General features: G+C 59.8%; 25 protein-coding genes. 12 read left to right on the forward strand and 13 right to left on the reverse strand.

The features are described 5' to 3' along the window. The first annotated feature begins 2 nt into the window (after positions 1-2). From G0D83_RS12145 to G0D83_RS12165, 5 genes are all read left to right on the forward strand, one after another. The gene (locus tag G0D83_RS12145) at positions 3-431 is read left to right on the forward strand and encodes an Hsp20/alpha crystallin family protein (RefSeq protein WP_164194053.1); all 429 of its coding nucleotides are present in this window, start codon (positions 3-5) and stop codon (positions 429-431) included. 15 nt (positions 432-446) lie between these two features. Further along, a complete protein-coding gene (locus G0D83_RS12150; RefSeq protein WP_164194056.1) occupies positions 447-845 on the forward strand; it encodes an Hsp20/alpha crystallin family protein in 399 nt (132 codons plus the stop codon). Positions 846-863: 18 nt separating this feature from the next. Beyond that, the gene (locus G0D83_RS12155; protein ID WP_164194060.1) at positions 864-1,355 is read left to right on the forward strand and encodes an Hsp20/alpha crystallin family protein; all 492 of its coding nucleotides are present in this window, start codon (positions 864-866) and stop codon (positions 1,353-1,355) included. Positions 1,356-1,418: 63 nt separating this feature from the next. Next, positions 1,419-1,571: a hypothetical protein gene (locus G0D83_RS12160; protein ID WP_164194063.1), complete on the forward strand. Its 153-nt coding sequence runs from the start codon at positions 1,419-1,421 to the stop codon at positions 1,569-1,571. Positions 1,572-1,586: 15 nt separating this feature from the next. Then, complete coding sequence (locus G0D83_RS12165; RefSeq protein ID WP_203595599.1) at positions 1,587-2,066, forward strand: phosphate-starvation-inducible PsiE family protein; 480 nt, start codon at positions 1,587-1,589, stop codon at positions 2,064-2,066. Positions 2,067-2,143: 77 nt separating this feature from the next. On the opposite strand, the gene G0D83_RS12170 is transcribed toward G0D83_RS12165, so the two are convergent. Continuing rightward, positions 2,144-2,611 (reverse strand): hypothetical protein, encoded by a 468-nt coding sequence (locus tag G0D83_RS12170; protein ID WP_164194066.1) that lies wholly within the window; start codon positions 2,609-2,611, stop codon positions 2,144-2,146. Between the two features lie 13 nt (positions 2,612-2,624). Continuing rightward, positions 2,625-3,032 (reverse strand): hypothetical protein, encoded by a 408-nt coding sequence (locus G0D83_RS12175; RefSeq protein WP_164194070.1) that lies wholly within the window; start codon positions 3,030-3,032, stop codon positions 2,625-2,627. Between the two features lie 23 nt (positions 3,033-3,055). On the opposite strand from G0D83_RS12175, the gene G0D83_RS32175 reads away from it, so the two are divergent. After that, entirely contained in the window at positions 3,056-3,460 is a 405-nt protein-coding gene (locus tag G0D83_RS32175) for an Hsp20 family protein (protein ID WP_164194074.1), read from the forward strand. A gap of 78 nt (positions 3,461-3,538) precedes the next feature. On the opposite strand, the gene G0D83_RS12185 is transcribed toward G0D83_RS32175, so the two are convergent. Next, the gene (locus G0D83_RS12185; RefSeq protein ID WP_164194078.1) at positions 3,539-4,291 is read right to left on the reverse strand and encodes a hypothetical protein; all 753 of its coding nucleotides are present in this window, start codon (positions 4,289-4,291) and stop codon (positions 3,539-3,541) included. Positions 4,292-4,353: 62 nt separating this feature from the next. Then, positions 4,354-5,103, reverse strand: a complete 750-nt coding sequence (locus tag G0D83_RS12190; protein WP_164194083.1) for a hypothetical protein — start codon at positions 5,101-5,103, stop codon at positions 4,354-4,356. A gap of 422 nt (positions 5,104-5,525) precedes the next feature. On the opposite strand from G0D83_RS12190, the gene G0D83_RS12195 reads away from it, so the two are divergent. After that, the gene (locus G0D83_RS12195) at positions 5,526-6,215 is read left to right on the forward strand and encodes an alpha/beta hydrolase (RefSeq protein ID WP_164194086.1); all 690 of its coding nucleotides are present in this window, start codon (positions 5,526-5,528) and stop codon (positions 6,213-6,215) included. Between the two features lie 430 nt (positions 6,216-6,645). Here G0D83_RS12195 and G0D83_RS12200 read toward each other — a convergent pair whose 3' ends face one another. The 4 genes from G0D83_RS12200 to G0D83_RS12215 all read right to left on the reverse strand — a co-directional run bounded on the left by G0D83_RS12200 (position 6,646) and on the right by G0D83_RS12215 (position 10,298). Beyond that, on the reverse strand, positions 6,646-7,929 hold the full coding sequence (locus G0D83_RS12200; protein ID WP_164194089.1) for a sodium:proton antiporter: 1,284 nt from the start codon (positions 7,927-7,929) through the stop codon (positions 6,646-6,648). Positions 7,930-7,993: 64 nt separating this feature from the next. Then, entirely contained in the window at positions 7,994-8,317 is a 324-nt protein-coding gene (locus G0D83_RS12205; protein ID WP_164194093.1) for a DUF4031 domain-containing protein, read from the reverse strand. Between the two features lie 9 nt (positions 8,318-8,326). Continuing rightward, positions 8,327-8,707, reverse strand: a complete 381-nt coding sequence (locus G0D83_RS12210; RefSeq protein WP_164194096.1) for a hypothetical protein — start codon at positions 8,705-8,707, stop codon at positions 8,327-8,329. A 232-nt stretch (positions 8,708-8,939) separates the two neighbouring features. Then, positions 8,940-10,298, reverse strand: coding sequence for a bifunctional (p)ppGpp synthetase/guanosine-3',5'-bis(diphosphate) 3'-pyrophosphohydrolase (locus tag G0D83_RS12215; RefSeq protein WP_164194100.1), 1,359 nt, complete (start codon positions 10,296-10,298; stop codon positions 8,940-8,942). 65 nt (positions 10,299-10,363) lie between these two features. Here G0D83_RS12215 and G0D83_RS32180 point away from each other — a divergent pair, with 65 nt between their 5' ends. Both G0D83_RS32180 and G0D83_RS12225 read left to right on the forward strand, forming a co-directional pair. Beyond that, the gene (locus tag G0D83_RS32180; RefSeq protein ID WP_235958056.1) at positions 10,364-10,618 is read left to right on the forward strand and encodes a hypothetical protein; all 255 of its coding nucleotides are present in this window, start codon (positions 10,364-10,366) and stop codon (positions 10,616-10,618) included. Between the two features lie 198 nt (positions 10,619-10,816). Next, positions 10,817-11,827 (forward strand): PAS domain S-box protein, encoded by a 1,011-nt coding sequence (locus tag G0D83_RS12225; RefSeq protein WP_164194107.1) that lies wholly within the window; start codon positions 10,817-10,819, stop codon positions 11,825-11,827. Positions 11,828-11,877: 50 nt separating this feature from the next. Here G0D83_RS12225 and G0D83_RS12230 read toward each other — a convergent pair whose 3' ends face one another. Then, positions 11,878-12,978: a hypothetical protein gene (locus tag G0D83_RS12230; protein ID WP_164194110.1), complete on the reverse strand. Its 1,101-nt coding sequence runs from the start codon at positions 12,976-12,978 to the stop codon at positions 11,878-11,880. 167 nt (positions 12,979-13,145) lie between these two features. Here G0D83_RS12230 and G0D83_RS12235 point away from each other — a divergent pair, with 167 nt between their 5' ends. Then, a complete protein-coding gene (locus tag G0D83_RS12235; protein ID WP_164194115.1) occupies positions 13,146-13,412 on the forward strand; it encodes a type II toxin-antitoxin system ParD family antitoxin in 267 nt (88 codons plus the stop codon). 342 nt (positions 13,413-13,754) lie between these two features. On the opposite strand, the gene G0D83_RS12240 is transcribed toward G0D83_RS12235, so the two are convergent. From G0D83_RS12240 to G0D83_RS12255, 4 genes are read right to left on the reverse strand one after another with little or no spacing between them, the layout of a single operon-like run. Further along, entirely contained in the window at positions 13,755-13,967 is a 213-nt protein-coding gene (locus tag G0D83_RS12240) for a hypothetical protein (RefSeq protein ID WP_164194118.1), read from the reverse strand. Further along, the gene (locus G0D83_RS12245; protein ID WP_164194122.1) at positions 13,964-14,149 is read right to left on the reverse strand and encodes a hypothetical protein; all 186 of its coding nucleotides are present in this window, start codon (positions 14,147-14,149) and stop codon (positions 13,964-13,966) included. Before G0D83_RS12245 ends, G0D83_RS12240 begins: the two co-directional genes overlap by 4 nt. Further along, positions 14,146-14,763, reverse strand: coding sequence for a hypothetical protein (locus tag G0D83_RS12250; protein WP_164194125.1), 618 nt, complete (start codon positions 14,761-14,763; stop codon positions 14,146-14,148). Before G0D83_RS12250 ends, G0D83_RS12245 begins: the two co-directional genes overlap by 4 nt. After that, positions 14,756-14,896, reverse strand: coding sequence for a hypothetical protein (locus G0D83_RS12255; RefSeq protein ID WP_164194128.1), 141 nt, complete (start codon positions 14,894-14,896; stop codon positions 14,756-14,758). Before G0D83_RS12255 ends, G0D83_RS12250 begins: the two co-directional genes overlap by 8 nt. 201 nt (positions 14,897-15,097) lie before the next feature. Between G0D83_RS12255 and istA the strand changes: the two genes are divergently transcribed. Together istA and istB are read left to right on the forward strand one after the other, a co-directional pair. Further along, entirely contained in the window at positions 15,098-16,372 is a 1,275-nt protein-coding gene (gene istA / locus G0D83_RS12260) for an IS21 family transposase (protein ID WP_370457234.1), read from the forward strand. Further along, complete coding sequence (gene istB / locus G0D83_RS12265) at positions 16,372-17,193, forward strand: IS21-like element helper ATPase IstB (protein WP_164194349.1); 822 nt, start codon at positions 16,372-16,374, stop codon at positions 17,191-17,193. Before istA ends, istB begins: the two co-directional genes overlap by 1 nt. Positions 17,194-17,435 lie beyond the last annotated feature (242 nt).

Raw genomic sequence — 17,435 nt, forward strand, 5'->3', positions numbered from 1 at the left:
ACATGCTTTATCCCACATACATGCGCCGAAGCGACCCGTTCGCGCTGATGCGCTCCATGCTGCACGATACAGGCCGCTTCACGCCGTCGTTCGCGGCCCGGCCCGCCTTTCCGGCGGTGAACGTCTGGCAGAGCGACGAGGCCGTGGCGATCACAGCTGAACTGCCCGGCGTCGATCCGGCCGATATCGACATCCATGTAAAGGACAACGTGCTGACCCTTTCGGGCGAGCGCAAGGCGCCGGACCTTCCCGAAGGGGCCCGCTGGCACCGCAACGAACGCGGCTATGGCAAGTTCAGCCGTGCGGTTCGTCTGCCCTTCGCCGCCTTCGACGACAAGGTCGAGGCGCGGATGACCGATGGCGTTCTGCGTATCGCCGTCGGCCGACCGGAAGAGGACAAGCCGAAGAAGATTGCGATCAAGGCCGCCTGAGAGGAGGAGTTCGACATGACCACCGAAGTCACTAAAACTGCCGAGAAGACCCCGGCCGAGACGCCCGAGACCACCACCGGCGGGCACATCTATCAGCCGCTGGTCGATATCGTCGAGACAGAAGAGGGCGTGACGCTGATGCTCGAGATGCCGGGTGTTGTCCACGATGACGTGGATGTCACGTTGGAAAAGCGCGTGCTGACGATCCGCGGCAAGGTGCGGCCCACCAGCACCGAAAAGTTGCAACTGGCCTATGTCGAATATGGCGAGGGCGATTACGAGCGATCCTTCACCCTGTCGGAGGATTTCGACCCCGAAAGGATCGAGGCATCGGTCTCGCAAGGCGTGCTGACGCTCTTGCTGCCACGCGCGGCCGAAACTAAGCCGAAGAAGATCGCCGTCAAAGCGTCGTGAACACTAGGAGGAATAGATATGCAGATTAAGGACCTGATCCCCTGGGCGCACAAAGATCACGCGCCCGAACCGAAAGCTGGTGACCAGAATCCCATCGCTACGCTTCAGCGAGATATGAACCGCCTGTTCGAAGGCTTCTGGAACCGCGTCGGCGAACTCGACTTGCCCTGGGGCAGCGGAGAGGCCCGGTCGGACGTGGTCGAGACCGACAACGCGGTCGAGGTGTCGATCGAGCTCCCCGGCATGGATATGAAGGACATTGAGGTGTCCGTCAGCGACGACATGCTGACCGTCAAGGGCGAGAAGAAGATCGAGCGGCAGGAGGAGAAGAAGGGCTACTACCTCTCCGAGCGCAGCTATGGCGCGATTTACCGCACGATTCCGCTGCCGCCCGGCGTCGATGGCGAGAAGGCCGAGGCGAGTTTCAAGGACGGCGTGCTGACGATCCGTCTGCCGCAGACACCCGAAGCCCAGGCCAAGGTCAAGCGCATCGAGGTCAAGGGCGCCTGAGGGCGTGTCACGGCGCTGCCGCGGGATGACCGGGCGGCGCCTTTTCTCCGAAAAAGAGATAACATGCTGGCAAGACTCGCCCTAATATTTATTTATCCGATCGGCATCTTTTCAGGCCCGACGGCCGCTCAGGTTTTGAGCGCCGAAGCGGGTCCGCGCGGCATTCCGACCATCGCGCCGCCGGCCTGGCCCGATCGCAGGATCGGGGCCTGTTAATCGATGGAGCAGCAGATGAAACAGACCGAAACGCGGCCGAAAGTCCGGGAAGACTGGAGCGCAATGACGCTCTACGAACGATTCGAGCAGGCGGCAATCGTCGTGCTCACGGGCATCATCATGATCATCATCGTCTCGGCGCTGTGGCAACTCATACGCGAGGTCGGCCTTCGCCTGCTCCTCGGCGGGCTCGATCCGCTGGACTACAGGACGTTCCAAGCGGTTTTCGGGATGATCTTCACCGTGGTGATCGCGCTCGAGTTCAAGCGGTCGCTGCTGGTCGCCGTCGAGCGCCGTTTCGGGGTAGTCCAGGCCCGCAGCATCATCCTGATTACGCTTCTTGCCATCGTGCGCAAGTTCATCATTCTTGACCTCTCTGAGACGGAGGCGTCCAAGATCGGGGCCCTTGCCGCCACCGTGCTCGCGCTCGGCTTGGTCTACTGGCTGGTTCGCGATCAGGACATGCGGGAGAGGTCGGAAGCCCAGGACCTCTGAGCCAGGGATTACGAGGTGAAAGAAGCCATGCGATGACAGAAGATCCCTACAAGACCCTTGGCGCTGGTCTGACTTCGTCATCCACCGTCGGGGCAGCCGGCGGGTTCCAGGCCTTCGTGGCCGGATAGGTCAGCTCGATCGCCGGGGGGCCTTCTGCCGAAATGCTGATCGCGATCTTGTCGATCACCTCGCCTTCGGTATTGAGGATCAGGTCGACTCTGCGCGTAGATGGGCCATGCTGTGAGGATGTCGCACTGCTCGAGGGCATCGTCCTCAAAGTTCACTGAAACGTCGCGGGTGTCGCCTTGACCGGAGACGTAAACGTAGGGCAGGGGATCGATCTCGTACCCTGGGCCGGTGAGAGTCCTCGGTCGGATCTGCGTCCCGTCAACGCTCTTGAATTTGGTGATCTCATCATAGTCCTCGTCGTTGGTGACAGAGTATTCGATCTGTTCGACGCCGAACTTGGCCATTGCAGCTTGGATATTCTGGGTCTGCTCCAGAAGGATTTCCCAGACCTTGGCCCGGGCTTCATCGTTCGTCATTGAGGTGTCCTCTTCAGAATTTCAGGGAGAGGCCGGGGATGTGAGGCTCGGGCTCATAGGCGAGCTGCAAAGCAGTGAGCCCCTTGCCGTCGCACGAAGTGGTAGGGTGGAGGGTCGTCATCACACCGATAGGCTCGGGATCGAGAGAGATGGTGCATCGTCCCCCCTGGCCCTCGAGCATTGGCTTCTGCAGTTCAAGAGCGGCCTCACCCAGGTAGGTTTCGGAGACCTCGATGACCTCGAGAGGATGCTTGGCATCATTTTTGAGGAGTAGGCCCTCGGGAACGACTGGAAGGCCGGCAGCCGCCATGACAGCAGTTCCGACGGCAAGTCCACCCAGGCCGACCGCCACACGCAGACGGCCGCGGCCAGAGAAGAACTTCAAGAGGTTTGGGCTGTTTGGCCGCATGAGTTCGTCCACTAAAGTTTGATGGATAGGTATCTGTGGCGCCTGAAAACAGCAAGGATAAAAATGAACACTTGAAGAATAGATGGAGACCCATTAGATGGAAGCACGCCGAGTGCCTAAGGGATGACATCGAGAAAGTCGGCGAAGATGAGTATCAGGTCACGCTGGCAGTCGCGGGCTTCACCCCTGAAGAGATGACAGTCACTAGCGTGGAGAGTTCGCTCGAGATCATCGGCGAGAAGAAAACCTCAAAAGACGGTGAAGAGCGGACCTTCCGTCACCGCGGTATCGCCCAGCGCAAATTCAAGCACACGTTCACTCCGGCCGATTACGTTCGAGTTGTGGGCGCGAAGACAGAGAACGGCCTGCTGATCATCGATCTGGTGCGTGAGGTCCCCGAGTCTCAGAAGCCGCGGACCATCGAGATCAAGTCGGCCTGACGCCCAAACATCCTGAAAATTCAGAAGCCGGTCGAGGTCACTCGCCGGCTTCTTTGCGTCTTGTGTCCCGATTGGCGTTCACATCTTGGGGCCTGCGGGCTCCGGCACGTCCTCTTCGCTCCACGCCATGCTGTGCTGGTCGAAGGCATTCCGCATCGCGACGATGTCGTTCCCCACGAGTAGGTAGCCATCTCCATCTTCGCGCGGATCCCAGATCACCCAATCTGACTCCTCGTAGTCTCTGAAGCGTTTTCGGGCGTCGGAAACGATGTGCTCGGCGGCCTCTGCTTCGAACTCCTGCCGGCCGGTCATTCTGAAATCGAAGTAGCTGATCCGGTCGGCAACCGCGAGGTCCACGCTCGAGGTCTCTTTGGCAGTCCAAGGTGATTTCACAGGTTGCACGGTCTCGACCCGGAGATCTCCGGTTGCCGGGATGTGGATTTCAAGGCGGCTTAGGTCGCGCTCAAATGGAGTGGGAGACATCGTCTGGGTGATGAAATCCTTCAGGTCATCCATCAGAAGTGCGAATGCCTCTCGGAAGGTGAAAGTATCCTCCTCATCCGGATCGGTGGGATAGACAACGTCTTCCCCGCCCCCTCGACCTCTTCCTAGGATTGCGCGAGGAAGCATGGTGATGTCTTCTCCGCCACTGTTGACGTCAGTCCAGCCCGCCTCCGGGTTGGTGAAATCAGAGTTGAAGCTGGTGTTGTCATTCCCGAAGTCGAAAAACCCAGATGCCTCGCTGATCTTCTTGTCCCGCATCTGGCCCTGGATCATCTTGATCTGGTTGTCGAGGTGTCTCCAGACTTCGTTGCGTGCGTGTTGGTTCATGGGGTGTCCTCGCTGACTTGGTGAGATCGTATGTGTGCTTCAGGCAGCATCGCACCACGCGCCTAGAGGCGAGGTCCCGATGATCCGGCGTCGTTTGAGTGTTTCAGGACTTGCAGATATCGGTCGATGTCATCCAGGTCTTCGATGTCGAGCAGTTGGATATCCCAGGACAGCATGTCGTCGCTTGCGGACTCCTTCCAGAGCACCCACTGGGTTTCGTCTTCAGCGTGGTCTTCGAGGGCGCACACTTCGCGGACCAGGTCCTCATGTTCGCTCGCCTCGAACGCACGACGCTCCTGGATGCGGCACCCGGCATCGGCCACCTTCTTCACCATAGATGGATCGACACCTGAGTAGTCCTGCGAGTTCCAGTGCTCGTTGACGGGCCGCGTCAGCTCGACCGTGAAGTCGCCTTCGACGCGGATCTCGATCGCCATCGCGCTGAGGCCCTTTTCGTCCATGTGAGGGTCGGTCGCGGTCACGAAATTCACGATGTCTTCTACAAAGACGTCAAACGCGTTGGTGATGCAGCACGTGGGATTATTCGGCAGCGGAACTGCCTTCTCTGCGCCAGCACCGTCAACTTCAAGGCCAAGCTGAGGAAGTAGATCGATGTACTTGTGGTCTCCGAACTGGATTTTCAGGAAGTTCCCGTCGTGATCTACGAAATCGAGATCGTCGGCCGTAGTCTCGTCGCTGAATTCGTAGCGGCCGCTGACCCGGGCGATCCCACGCTCAGCCATGCGCCCCTGGAGCATCATCATTTGGGCGTTCATGCTTTGCCAAACTGCGTTGCGAGCTTGCTGGTTCATCGGAGTTCCTTCTGGGCTGTGTGACGCCGATGTAAATGAGAAACCTTAAACAACCCACCAAGCTGGATGCCGTATCTGAGTAGGCATAGCCGGCCTTGGCATGGCGAACTCAACCAGCTATCGACGGGCCCCATGTGGTCTCGTATTCCAACAGTGATAGCAGGCGTCTCCGACGAGGGAGACTTGACGGTTCTCCGGAGCGGAGAACGGGTCGGACGCGTGTACCCTACCCACATCAGCGAGCGCGCGCACAGTTGGCTCTGGGTCGTCTGGGGAAGCAAGCCCGAGCAGGGCTACGCTCGATCCATGGATGAGGCCCTCGAGATGGTGCGTAGCCGCTATCAGGCCTAGGCGCGCGCGCGAAGGAACGTCGAGTTAACCGTCCTACGTCATGCTTCCGCTACCACAATGAGCGTAGCACCATGGCAAACCCGATCATCAACCACCCTGACATCCCGGTTCTCCACAACGACGAGTTCCTGAAAATCTCCTACCTCGAAGGTGAGGGAGACTTCTGCATCGTCACCTTTATCGGTGTCGGCCTAGGCCTGGGCGGTGTCGACATCCAGTCGGAGGAGTTCAAGAAGATCAACCCGGCGCTGGGCAACCAGGTCTTCATCTTCGACAAACAGCGGAGCTGGGGCAACAACCTCGACATGGCGCAGATCCGCGACCTGATAGCGCCGCTCACTGCTGGCCGCCGGGTGGTGACGATGGGCCTCAGCATGGGGGGCTTTCTGGCAATCATGGGGAGCAGCGCGCTGGACGCAGAGACGACAATCGCCATGGCGCCGCAGTACTCGGTTTGCCCGATGGTGATGCCGCAGGAGAACCGTTGGGTGGCCTATACCCGCAAGGTGCGGCGCTGGAAGGTGAAGTCAGTGGATGGCTTCTTCAATGACGAGACGCGATACCACTGCCTGTTCACTGATATCCGACTTGAGACCCGGCATCTGGATCGCTTCCCCCGGGCCGGCAACATCTCGCTCTACAAGGTCCGCGGTCCAATCCACAATGTCGGCCAGGTGCTTAAAGACCAGGGGCTGCTCTATCCGACGATCGAGGCCTGCATTGCAGGCGAGGCCCCGCCAATTTTACCTATTGAGGGCTGACCTGCGACATCGTGGTCAACCAAGCGTCACCGACTCATGCTAGCGTAGCGCGTGAAGGATTAATTAAATATTCTGAATATAGATTAGTGACATGGCTCGAACGATCGCAATCTCTTACATTGGCGGCAAGGGCGAAGTGCTCGGAGACGGGCGCTTCCATCTTTCTCCCACAGGTGCTCTGATTGGTGCCGCGTACCACGGAGCTTCTCCGACGGGGAAGAAGGTCTCATATGAGCTGTTGGCGGGAGAGCGCGCTGCGTGGTCAAAAGGGGCAGTCCAGCACGCACAGAACATGGTTTCTCGCTACATTGACCGGGCGGCCAGCGGAGAGCCCGATCCGGGCATCATGCGGGCCTAAGCATTCCGGCAATCGACAGGTCGCATGCGGCCGCTACGCCTCGCGCCGGCCGCATGCATTTTCAGAGAGTGGTTACTGGGAGGTCGGGCCGGAGGTCCAACCACGGCGCAGCTCGAGCTTGCGTGCCAGCCAGCCAACCGAGAGCCCTTGCACGAGGATCGAGAACACTACGACGGCATAGGTCGCTGCCAGGATGAGCGGCTTCCACTCGTTCTCGGGCAGAGACAGGGCCAGTGCAATCGAGATGCCGCCTTTGACGCCGCCCCAAGTCATCATGGGAATGACATCGCCATCCTGCTCGCGGAAAGTCCGGAGGAGGGTGATGGGGACCAGGACCGAGACAAAGCGGGCTAGGAGGGCCAGAACGATGGCTGCAGGCACAGCGATGATCATGGTCTCTTCGAAGGTCAGAGCGAAGATCTCGATACCGATCATGACGAACAGGGCGGCATTGAGGATCTCGTCGATGAGGTGCCAGAACTTGTCGACGTGCAGGCGGGTCTCCTCGGACATGGCATCACGCCGGCCGACGTTCCCGATCATGAGACCCGCAACGACGGCCATGATGGGGGCGGACACGTGGAGCGCAATGGCCAGCTCGTAGCCACCGAAGGCAAGTGCCAGAGTCAGGAGAACCTCGAGCGCGTACTCATCGATACGGCGCATCAGTTGGAAGCATGCCCAGCCCAGCGCGGCACCGAGTAGGGCGCCACCGGCCGCCTCTTGTGCGAAGAGTTGAGCTGCTGCGGCATATTCGACGCCTTCCGAGGCGCCATGGGCGTCACCATGCGCCGCGCCGAATGCGATCCCGACGAGCAGAAGATAGACGACATAGCCGACACCATCGTTGAACAGGGACTCTCCGGTGATCTTGGTCTCGAGGCTTTTGCGAATGTTGGCCTTCTGCAGAATGCCAAGGACGGCCACCGGGTCTGTCGGCGAGATGAGCGATCCGAAGACGAGCGCGATCAGCAGAGGCATGCCCGTGAGCCACGAAAAGCCAACGCCAACGATCGTCGTGGAGATCACGATGCCAAGGGTCGCCATGAGAAGAACCGGCAAAGCTTGTTTCTTGAGATCGTCAAGAGAGACATGGAGCGCGCCGGCGAACAGAAGGAGCCCGAGGATGCCGTCGAGGACAGTGCTCGAGAACTCCATGGAACGAACTAGGTCCCTTGCCTGACCGGCGAGATCGAAGAAGGGGTATAGGTGATCCAATCCGAGGATGAGGATGGAACCGATCAGTGCCGTCACCATGATGCCGATGGCTTGGGGGAGGCGTAGGACGAAGTAGTTGAAGACGCCGGATACGGCGGCCAAGACCAGGACGATCGAGGCAATCTGAAGAGGATTCATGGGGGTAGGGGGCTCCGAAATGTTGTCAGGAGCCTATCTTTATTTTTCTGCTTGCGCAAGAAGGTCAGAAGGAGAACGCGGGAGCGGTCCCTTGAGTATACGCGTGAAAGTCACTGCGATTGCGGGCCCGGATGCGCGCGAGCTGCCTCATGGTAACGGGGACGGCGCCTTTTGCGATCGCCAGTTCTCTGGGGTCCATGGGTACGTCGAAGTGCTCTCTCGGAGTGCCAGGATATTGGAGCCACTTCGCAATCATTGCTTCTGTCATCCCGATTTCACGGGCCATGGAGAGCAGCTCGCCCCGGGTGTCGGCCACCATGTGGGACATCTTCATGCGCCCGTAGCGGCCCATGGGGTATCGGTACATATCGTCGACGTAAACTGCCATTCCTACCGATCACATCCCCATAGGCGGCGCAGGTTGCGTGCGCTCAGCTACGAGTTGCTCCAGATCGGACAGCAGAAAGGCCGGCTCTCCTGCCTCCCGCTTACGGAACATTTGCGTTCTTCCTGCCCTGTCCATGAAGGCAAAGATGTTCTCATCTCCAAGTTCGAGAACGTCGGGAGTGATGGGTTTCCCCGTACGTTCCAGCGTGATCCGATCGATGCCAGTGTCAGCCAGAACAGCTCTTTGGTAGCCATTTTCGAGGGAGAAGAGGATGGCCTCGATGGTGTCATCCGTCGGCCGGTGCTCGGTATCATGTCCCCCGAACGAAAGCTGCTTCTTGTTGGCGTGAGAGAACAGGTAGGCCTTGGTGTGGTCTGAAATCTCTCTCATCTATCCTCCTTATATGGACAGGCTTGTCGCGCCATGAGGTCCATATAGGAAAGACGATGCGCTATTGGGTCAAAACGGCGTAAGTTTCTTCCTGAAAAGTCTCGAGGAGTTCTCTGAATTTGCGCGCTGTCAGGGGGGCCTCGCCCTTGCCTCCGAGCTCAGGAACAGACTTCGGGCGGCAAGGGATAGTCCTGGCACGGCATCCTCGTCGTGGTCGCGTGGATTGCGGTTTTCAGAGTTTTGGGGCAGCGGTCAAACCGAGGCGGGCTTCGATTTCAGCGGCAAACTGCAGATATCGGGACTGGCGCTCGACATCCTTGTCGCGGACCTTCTTAAGGCGGGAAAGATCGCTGTTGTGTGTCAGGTCGGAGAGTTTGACCTTCATCCGATCTTCGTTCTCGAACACTCGCGCCTTGTAGTCATCCATGCTTTCGCGCTTTTCAGGATCTTTGCTCACACCTTCGATGCCATCGACGATCCGCTCGGTCATGCCTTTTTGGAGCAGGGTTTCTCGGGTCTCATCCGTGTCTTCGATGATGTCGTGCCCCATTGCCTGTGCCAAGAGCTCGTCGTCAGCGTCCGGGAACTTCCCCCGGAGGATAGCGACAACTTCCATCGGGTGCAGGACATAGGGAGCGCCACCGCGATCCGTCTGTCCATGGTGGGCTTCCACCGCGATGGTCAGCATCTTCGCAAGGTAGGGCTCGGATGGCATCGCGTAGTCGAGCTTTTTCAGGTAGAGCGCTGCGTCCTCGTCATTGAGGTCCGCCACGAAGTTCTGAAGCTCAAACCAGGTGACTTCATCGACCCCTGTGCCCTTGGAGGGCACAAGAGGACGCAGCCGTGCAATTTCAGAGTCTACCTCGGCGCGGGTCCAGGTCTCGAACGGCCGCTGCGTGCTTGACTTTGCTGGAGCGCCGTCGAACATCCTGTCCACCTGCTCAAGAAAGCGGTTTGCGAAGCTCTGTCTTTGCTCTTTCATCACCTTCGCCTCTTTCCATGCGTCTTTCAACTCAGCGAGCCGTCTCCCCTGTAGTCGTGTGAAGCGGCGGTCCCTCCAGTTGGATATCCTCACCCGAGCCACCTCGTAACCTTTTTCAGGGCTCACTGCGGCAAAAATATTCCGTCGACCGTCCTCGAGCCTGAAGAGGGTATATTCCCGGTCATTTGTAAACCGCATGGGCTCGTCAAGCTCAATCAGTTCTCCCTTTGCCAGACGGTTCTGCTCACGGCGCTCAATGCGGGCCCAGCAGTCAGCCCGCCAGTTTTGAGCATTCTCGTTATCTGTTGGGGTGAGCAGCTCTAGAATCTTGCGGGGCGCACGGCGAATGATCGGGCCGCTTGTCTCGTCGACGCACTTGTAGCCGAACTGCTCGTAGGAATCCCGAGTGAAGCGGAGTTGCATGGTGGAAGCACGGACCTCTCGCGCGCCGGTCACTTTATCAACGATCTCCACCGCGATATAGGCCTCAGTCAAGGCGATCACGGCCGTTTCGAGCGGCCGATAGAACTGGTCGTCCGTCTCCCAGGTATACAGCTGGCGCAGCCATTCCGTGATATTCCGCGGGCGCGGTCCTGTGGTCCAACCCATCCGATCTCCACTCCAGAGCCCAGCTTCGCCCCCCATCCGATTGAGGCGCAGGCCCCCAGGTGCACATGCTCTACGAGCTGGCTCAGCCGACCAATGCTGGCATAGTCGCCGAGCCAGCAGCAGTCGCCAATGAGCGCATCGTCAGCGACCCTGATGAAGTGACCATAGCGGATGTCGATACCAAACCGGGCTCTGGGGTGGAGCTCATCATAGATACTCCGCACGTCACGTTCGTTCTCATTGTCGGCGAGGCCTACGCAGATGTACGAATTCAACAGGTGGTGGAATGCTCTGGAAAGGGAAATCATGCCCCCGCTTAGCGCAGGATGCTTTCACAACGATTTAGGGAGGCCACAGACTCTGAAAATGCGCACGATGCCCAGTCGGCCTGGGCCCATGTTGTCGAGGGACATGTATACTCTCATCTTGGAGTTCACCACTATCTCATGTAGAAGCACCAAGGTTCTACAATTCCCAGGCATTTGGTCTGGCCGTCAACGCCGAGGACAAGTCTACCGATGAGTGATCCAGTAAAGAAATATCCTCTTGGCGGCGCCCTGGAGCGGCATTACGCGGCGATCGTCGAGGGCTCAAACGATGCGATCATCACCAAGGATCTGACCGGGCGCATTCTGAGCTGGAACGCTAGCGCCACCCGACTATTTGGCTATTCCGCCCACGAGGCAATCGGGCGTTCGATCACAATGCTCATCCCAGACGATCGGATGGATGAGGAGCCTGAGATCATCCGCCGCCTGAAACTCGGGGAACGCATCGAGCACTTCGAGACGGTGCGAAAGCGCAAGGATGGCAGTGAGGTGCCGATCTCACTGACGATCTCACCGGTTCGAGACGATGCTGGTGTCATCGTAGCTGCATCGAAGATCGCACGCGACATCACGCTCCAGAAAGAATTCGAACAGCAGAGAGACTTGATCCTCTCCGAGATGCGTCATCGAGTTGGCAACTGCTTTGCGGTTGCGGGCAGCCTGTTGAGCATGTGCGCGCGTGAGGTGGAAACCGCTCAGGAACTCGCCGATCTCATGAAGGATCGCTTCATTTCCCTTTCAGCCGCGCAGTCGATGATTGTCGGAGGGATTACTGGTCAAACTGATGCTGGAGTTCGGTTCTCGAAGTTGCTGGAAACCATCTGTCGGCCCTTCACCAGCATGTCCATACCGCTTGATGGGGATGACTTCATGCTTGCCCCGGGGGCTGTCACCACATTTGCTCTCGTTCTCAACGAGCTGTGCACGAACTCTGTAAAGTACGGAGCCATGAGCCAAAGTGATGGCGTGATTGTGTGCAAGTCCAGCCACAGTGAGGATCGCATCAGGATCATTTGGGAGGAAAGGGGCGTGTTCGAGGCGCCTCCTCCTGCCATGCTTGGAAATGGCTTTGGCACCAGCATGAGTGAAAGGATACTCCGCGGAACACTCTCGGGCACCTTCAAGCGCGTAGTGAGCAAAGGGAATTTGAGTGTTGAGATCGAAGTCGACCGCAGAGCCACGCTCGAGAACGAAACCTGAGGTTCTGATTTCTGAAGTGGGACAGCAGCAGTGCTGTCCCACGAAGTCACTTAGATCGAGAAGCCCGGCGCTGGGGCATCCGCTTGGATCTCGAGCTTGTGCTCCCGTAGATAGTCACCGTTGCCGTCCTGGAGGGTGAAGGCGACGATGTCCTCGCGGGTGATTTCTGAGGCCCGGTTCGCAAGCGCCCGCGCGTAGCTCATGTCTTCGCGAGAGAGTTCTTCGCCAGCGCGGTGGGCGATAGCCAAATCGAAGTCGCGTTCGGCCTCGACCATCTCGTCGCGATACTCGACCACATGATCGTGTTCATGCTCGTCTGTCGCGATGACAAATATCCCTGGGAGCGGCTCGCGATCGTCTTTTTCGGCCCGGTTCGGGTAGCTTCCTGGCTTCACTGTATCGACGGCAATACTGAGCGCGTTCGGCCGGGGCCGGATGAGGATATCGCACGCGCGGCGAATGTCATCGGGAACACCCGGTTTTGCTGCGCGCATGAGACTGTAGTTCCTCATGATAGACTTTGCGGCCTCTGCCATCTTGTCGGTGTCTCCATCTGCGATGAAGGTCACATGGTCCTCTTCCGCCTCTTCCAGTGTCGCGATCTCTTCCTGCCGTAGCTCGATCTCAGGATTGAGGCACTTGGCGATCGCCGGCGCGACACGAAGAAGAAGCCATTCGTCGTAAGACCGTTTGTGGTCGATCTCGAAAAGACCGCTGTCGATCAGAGTGCGCGTGAGCCGAAGAAGCTCTTCAGCCATCGCTTCCTTGGACTGTTCCTGAAAGGTAATCAGTACGTCGGATGTGTCGGCCATCTCCCTGTGTGTCTTTGGCGAAATCACCTTGCGGAGCGCCAGGTGAGCCCTTCGCGCTGGGCGGATAGCGTACAGGTCTCGCGCGACGCCCTTCATGTGCTGCGTCAGGTACACGTGCTCTCCGTGATGCCTGATGATCTCTCCATTCTTGACCATAGTGACCGGGTTCGTCCCGCGCTTGCCCGGAAGGGACTTCCTGCGGATCTCCAGGTCGAGGTCTTGAAAGTCCCGCCGGATGAGCATGCGCTCGTCCTCGAACTCTCTTTCGCCGTCGAGAATATCACGCGCAAGGGTAACAAACTTCTCGGGCTCCAGGTACTCTGTTGGAATGTCTTTCATGAAAACTCTCTGAAACTGAAACTCTGAAATCGTCAAGTGGGAGTGACCGAGCATCCGACCAGACCGCGGTCAGCCTTCTGGGAACCTCATCTTCTGGAGGCGAGTACCGCCGTTGTTATGCCCACAGCATTGGCATATATTGCCAATGCAAGTGTGAGGGAATTCTCATGACCACCCGGAATGTCGTTCTAACAGAAGAACAAGACGCCTTCCTGAAGAAGCTCGTCGCTTCGGGCCATTATCAGAACAGCAGTGAGGCGGTTCGCGCTGGGCTCCGACTTCTTGAGAGTGAAGAGGCCGAGCTCGAAGCCTTGCGCGAACGTCTGTCGCTGGGGCTTGAGCAGGCGATTAGAGGCGAGCGCGCTCCCGGCACTGGGCGGGAGGCTGTTCACAGTGCCTTCGCGGAGGCACGGCGGCGGCGCGGAATCGCGTGAGAGATTGGCATCTCACGCCTCTCGCACAAGCCAGTCTCGTCGATATCGCGCTCTGGACAATCGACACGTTCGGCGAGCATCAGGCCAATCTGTACGAGGCAGAGCTCATCGATCGATGTGAAGCGATCGGCGCTGGACGTGTCATGCTTAGGGACTGTTCGATCCTTTTACATTCCGCGAACGCAACCGGACATAGCTATGCACGCGCTGGAGAGCACTTTGTCATCGTTGTCGACGACCCCATGACCTTGCGATAGTCGATTTTCTGCATTCGCGAAGTGACTTGCCGAGGCACATTGCTTCGCTCGTCGCACTCACGCGTTCGCTTGAGTAGAGCGATTGTTACCCATCCGGGAACCTCATATCTTTCGGGATCGAGGCTCGCCCGAGGGCGATGTCGAGGGCGTCGAGCCGGGCACGGGAATGGCGTGCCACCTCATCGCGATCCGCGAGTAGCTCCCGCAGGTACACAGCCTCTTGGGGTGTAATTTGTCTGCGGCCAGCGGCGGCCTCGTTTAGGAGGTCGAACGCCTCTTTCATGGCCTTCTGCGTCATGCGATCTTTTCCTTCCGTTTTGGTTCGAGGCGACTTAGCTCGAGCATTCGCACGCGTTCTCTGAGGCGCTCGATCTCCCGAGCTGCCTCTCTCGCAGTCATCTCCGCGGTATACCTTTCGAACACACACATGGTGCGGCCAATGGGGATCATGCGTTTGAGCCGGATCACGATATCCGTCATTTTTCAGAGTCTTCGATTTGCACGAGGATTTTCAGAGTGGCCACGAACCACGCACGCGCATCGTCGTCCTCTGACCAGGACTCGGCAAACAGATTGCGGTCGCCTGACAGGCCGTCCGGCCAGCAGGTAACCCTGACCCGAAGGCATGTTGGGTCCGTCTCGATGCTGTACTGCTTGGCGCCAGGCAGGACCACTTGGTAGAAGGCCTTGGCCGCACCGAGCTTACCGTTGAAGGCGTGCCACGCGAGCACGAGGGTGGCATCGTCCGAGAAGCATTTCTTCACCAGAGTGGCGCCGGGCCACTCTCCGGCATCCGCGTGCGCGGCAATGAGATTCAGGGCCTGCTGGCGAGACATGTCGTCTGCTTTCTCGAAGGCCTTGTCGGGTGGGCCAGCCATGCCGACATCTTGGGCGCGGACCATGTCGACCCAGTGCTGCAGGTCGTCGGCCAGCTTTTCAGGATAGTCCCCAACCCATCCGCGGCTTTCCGGCAAAAGAAGCTCGTGAAGGGCACGGCCCGTTACGGCAGACAGACCCGCGAGCGCAAAGGCCAGGTGATCACCTTTGTCCCAGCCATCGAGGGGACGGGGAGTGAGCTTTGTGTAGTTACCCATGGGTCACCTTCGGCGCCACGGCAGCCTTGTTAGCGGCCTCGATGAGGTTGGAGATCTTCTGCGAGAACGGGCTGTGGCGATCCAGAAGTTCGGTGGCGGTATCGAGGCGAAGCTGCTCGCAGACGTGCGCCACGCAATGCTCACCGGAAGAGCGCGAGCGGTTCGAGCGGATGTCTCGCGTGACATGTTGGGAGAGCTCGGCCCAGACGTGGTCGCTGAAGGCTTCCTCGTCTTCGGCGTGCTCCGAGAAATGGTGGGTCTGTCAGGCGACACAGCAAACTGACCCCCTGTCGACATGAGGAACTGCCCCCTCCTGTGGATAGGAGGTTTCAAGATGACCGAGTTGAGGAATGGTCTTTCACCGACGGTGGTGTCGGGGAGGATCGAGATGCGGACGCCGGACGAAGTGTCGGCCATGCTTGCGTTGAAGGCGTGCGGTTGGGGGAGCAAGCGGATCGCGGCCGAGCTTGGGTGCTCCCGGAACACGGTGAAGCGATGGCTGGCGGAGGGCGGCTGGTGCGCCGCGAAGGCCCAGCGTCGGCCCCGGGCGCTCGATGGTCATGAGGCGTGGCTGGGCGAACGGTTCCGCCGCCATGCCGGCAATGCCGACGTGGTCCGTCAGGAACTCGCGGCGGAGCTCGGGATCGCGGTGAGCCTGCGCACGGTCGAGCGCGCGGTCGCCCACCTGCGACAGGAGTTGCGCGCCGAGGCTCGTGCGACGGTGCGCTTTGAGACGCGGCCCGGTCAGCAGTTGCAGATCGACTTCGGCGAGCGGCGTGTCGCGATCGGGGAACAGATGGAGAAGGTATTCTTTTTCGTCGCCACGCTCGGCTATTCCCGCAGGCTTCACGCCCGGGCTTACCGGGGTGAACGCCAGGAGCACTGGTTCGATGGCATGGAGAGCTGCTTCCGGGCCTTTGGCGGTGTGCCCGAGGAGGTGCTGCTCGACAATGCCCGGGCGCTGATCCAGCACCATGACCCGGTCTCACGCGAGGTGGTCGTGAATCCGAAGCTGCATGCTTTCGCCCGGCACTGGGGCTTCAAGGTGAAGGCCTGCGCGCCCTACCGAGCCCGGACGAAGGGCAAGGACGAGCGTGGCGTCGGCTACGTGAAGAAGAACGCAGTCGCCGGTCGGCAGTTCGAGAGCTTCGCCGCGCTCGAAGCGCACCTGGATGCCTGGACACGCGATGTGGCGGACGTCCGGATCCACGGCACGACCGGCGAGGCGCCACGGCTGCGGTTTGATCGGGACGAGGCGCGTGTCCTGCGGCCCATTGCGGGGATCCCACCCTTCCTGGCGAGCCGGGACCTGGTTCGGAAAGTGACCTCCGACTGCTCGGTCGAGGTCGACGGCAATGCCTATTCCGTGCCTTGGAGGCTGATCGGCGAGCGGGTGACTGTCATCGTGGCGGGCCCGGACCTGCGCGTCCAGCATGCCGGGCAGGATGTCGCGCGCCATGCGGTGCGCAGCGGTCGCCATGGACGCGTCGCCGATCCGGCCCATTTTGCCGATATCGGACGCCGCAGGGCAGTTTGTCCGACACCGGAGGCGCCAACGCTACTTCGGCCGCTGAGCGAGTATGACGCTGTCGCGGGAGGGGCTTGGTGATGCTGCCCGATCTGCCCGACCATCTGGACCGGATGCTGACGCGCCTGAAGCTGACAGCCATACGGGATCAGCTCGACAGCTTGCTCGACGAAGCCGGGCGCCGCGAGCTCACGATCCGCGAGGCGCTGACCATGCTGTGTGAACGCGAGATCGCGCGCAAGGACCAGCGCCGGATCGAGATGAGCTTCGGCCTGGCCCGCTTCCCGTTCCACCGCGATCTCACCGGGTTCGACTACGCCGCGCAGCCCTCCATCGACCGCGGCCAGATCCGGGACCTCGCCACGGGGCGCTTCATCGCCAATGGCGAGGCGGTGCTACTTCTCGGGCCGCCCGGTGTCGGCAAGACGCATCTGGCCGTTGCCATCGGCCGTGAGGCCATCGTCGCTGGCTACACCGTGCTGTTCGTGCCGGCGACGACGCTGGTCGCGACGCTGGCCAAGGCCCACACCGAGGGGCGGCTGGAAGAAAAGCTCACCCATTACGCCAAGCCGAAGCTGCTGATCGTCGATGAGCTCGGCTACCTCCCGTTCGAGCCAGATGCCGCCCACCTGTTCTTCCAGCTCGTCAGTCGCCGGTATGAACGTGGCGCCTTGCTGGTGACCTCGAACCGGGCGGTGGGAGAATGGGGCACCGTCTTCGGCGACCCCGTGGTTGCCACCGCGATCCTCGATCGGATGCTGCACCACAGCCATGTGGTCACCATCCGCGGCGAAAGCTACCGACTACGCGAAAAGCGGCGGAGCGGCCTTCTGCAGAAGGCCGCTCCGCCGCAAGACAACACCAATGTTCAGCCCAAAATGGAGGGGGGCAGTTCTTCGTGACGCCGAGGGGTCAGTTCCTGATGTCGCTTGACAGGGTCAGGGCGGTTGCAAGGTCGAGCCACTCTTGGTGAAGGGCTGCATTGTATTCCTCTGCCAAGCTCTTCATCTCGAGCATAATCTGCAGGGATGATTTCGGCTCGGAAGTCTCGGCGGGATTTTCTGCGGTAGTCGTATTGGCCAGGGCTCTCTTCTGCAAGTCTGTCCAGATAAGCGCACAGTGCCTCTCGACCGGGTTTTGTCGC

Origin of the sequence: Salipiger sp. PrR003 (assembly GCF_010500785.1) — a bacterium.
In the GTDB taxonomy this organism is placed as follows: Bacteria; Pseudomonadota; Alphaproteobacteria; order Rhodobacterales; family Rhodobacteraceae; genus Salipiger; species Salipiger pacificus_A.

What these genes read in the sequence shown, in the direction of transcription:
- G0D83_RS12145 (WP_164194053.1), top strand. Translation starts at nt 3, where the DNA reads ATGCTTTATCCCACATACATGCGCCGAAGCGACCCGTTCGCGCTGATG.
- G0D83_RS12150 (WP_164194056.1), top strand. Translation starts at nt 447, where the DNA reads ATGACCACCGAAGTCACTAAAACTGCCGAGAAGACCCCGGCCGAGACG.
- G0D83_RS12155 (WP_164194060.1), top strand. Translation starts at nt 864, where the DNA reads ATGCAGATTAAGGACCTGATCCCCTGGGCGCACAAAGATCACGCGCCC.
- G0D83_RS12160 (WP_164194063.1), top strand. Translation starts at nt 1,419, where the DNA reads ATGCTGGCAAGACTCGCCCTAATATTTATTTATCCGATCGGCATCTTT.
- G0D83_RS12165 (WP_203595599.1), top strand. Translation starts at nt 1,587, where the DNA reads ATGAAACAGACCGAAACGCGGCCGAAAGTCCGGGAAGACTGGAGCGCA.
- G0D83_RS12170 (WP_164194066.1), bottom strand. Translation starts at nt 2,611, where the DNA reads ATGACGAACGATGAAGCCCGGGCCAAGGTCTGGGAAATCCTTCTGGAG.
- G0D83_RS12185 (WP_164194078.1), bottom strand. Translation starts at nt 4,291, where the DNA reads ATGAACCAACACGCACGCAACGAAGTCTGGAGACACCTCGACAACCAG.
- G0D83_RS12190 (WP_164194083.1), bottom strand. Translation starts at nt 5,103, where the DNA reads ATGAACCAGCAAGCTCGCAACGCAGTTTGGCAAAGCATGAACGCCCAA.
- G0D83_RS12195 (WP_164194086.1), top strand. Translation starts at nt 5,526, where the DNA reads ATGGCAAACCCGATCATCAACCACCCTGACATCCCGGTTCTCCACAAC.
- G0D83_RS12200 (WP_164194089.1), bottom strand. Translation starts at nt 7,929, where the DNA reads ATGAATCCTCTTCAGATTGCCTCGATCGTCCTGGTCTTGGCCGCCGTA.
- G0D83_RS12205 (WP_164194093.1), bottom strand. Translation starts at nt 8,317, where the DNA reads ATGGCAGTTTACGTCGACGATATGTACCGATACCCCATGGGCCGCTAC.
- G0D83_RS12210 (WP_164194096.1), bottom strand. Translation starts at nt 8,707, where the DNA reads ATGAGAGAGATTTCAGACCACACCAAGGCCTACCTGTTCTCTCACGCC.
- G0D83_RS12215 (WP_164194100.1), bottom strand. Translation starts at nt 10,298, where the DNA reads ATGGGTTGGACCACAGGACCGCGCCCGCGGAATATCACGGAATGGCTG.
- G0D83_RS32180 (WP_235958056.1), top strand. Translation starts at nt 10,364, where the DNA reads ATGCTCTACGAGCTGGCTCAGCCGACCAATGCTGGCATAGTCGCCGAG.
- G0D83_RS12225 (WP_164194107.1), top strand. Translation starts at nt 10,817, where the DNA reads ATGAGTGATCCAGTAAAGAAATATCCTCTTGGCGGCGCCCTGGAGCGG.
- G0D83_RS12230 (WP_164194110.1), bottom strand. Translation starts at nt 12,978, where the DNA reads ATGAAAGACATTCCAACAGAGTACCTGGAGCCCGAGAAGTTTGTTACC.
- G0D83_RS12235 (WP_164194115.1), top strand. Translation starts at nt 13,146, where the DNA reads ATGACCACCCGGAATGTCGTTCTAACAGAAGAACAAGACGCCTTCCTG.
- G0D83_RS12240 (WP_164194118.1), bottom strand. Translation starts at nt 13,967, where the DNA reads ATGACGCAGAAGGCCATGAAAGAGGCGTTCGACCTCCTAAACGAGGCC.
- G0D83_RS12245 (WP_164194122.1), bottom strand. Translation starts at nt 14,149, where the DNA reads ATGACGGATATCGTGATCCGGCTCAAACGCATGATCCCCATTGGCCGC.
- G0D83_RS12250 (WP_164194125.1), bottom strand. Translation starts at nt 14,763, where the DNA reads ATGGGTAACTACACAAAGCTCACTCCCCGTCCCCTCGATGGCTGGGAC.
- istA (WP_370457234.1), top strand. Translation starts at nt 15,098, where the DNA reads ATGACCGAGTTGAGGAATGGTCTTTCACCGACGGTGGTGTCGGGGAGG.
- istB (WP_164194349.1), top strand. Translation starts at nt 16,372, where the DNA reads ATGCTGCCCGATCTGCCCGACCATCTGGACCGGATGCTGACGCGCCTG.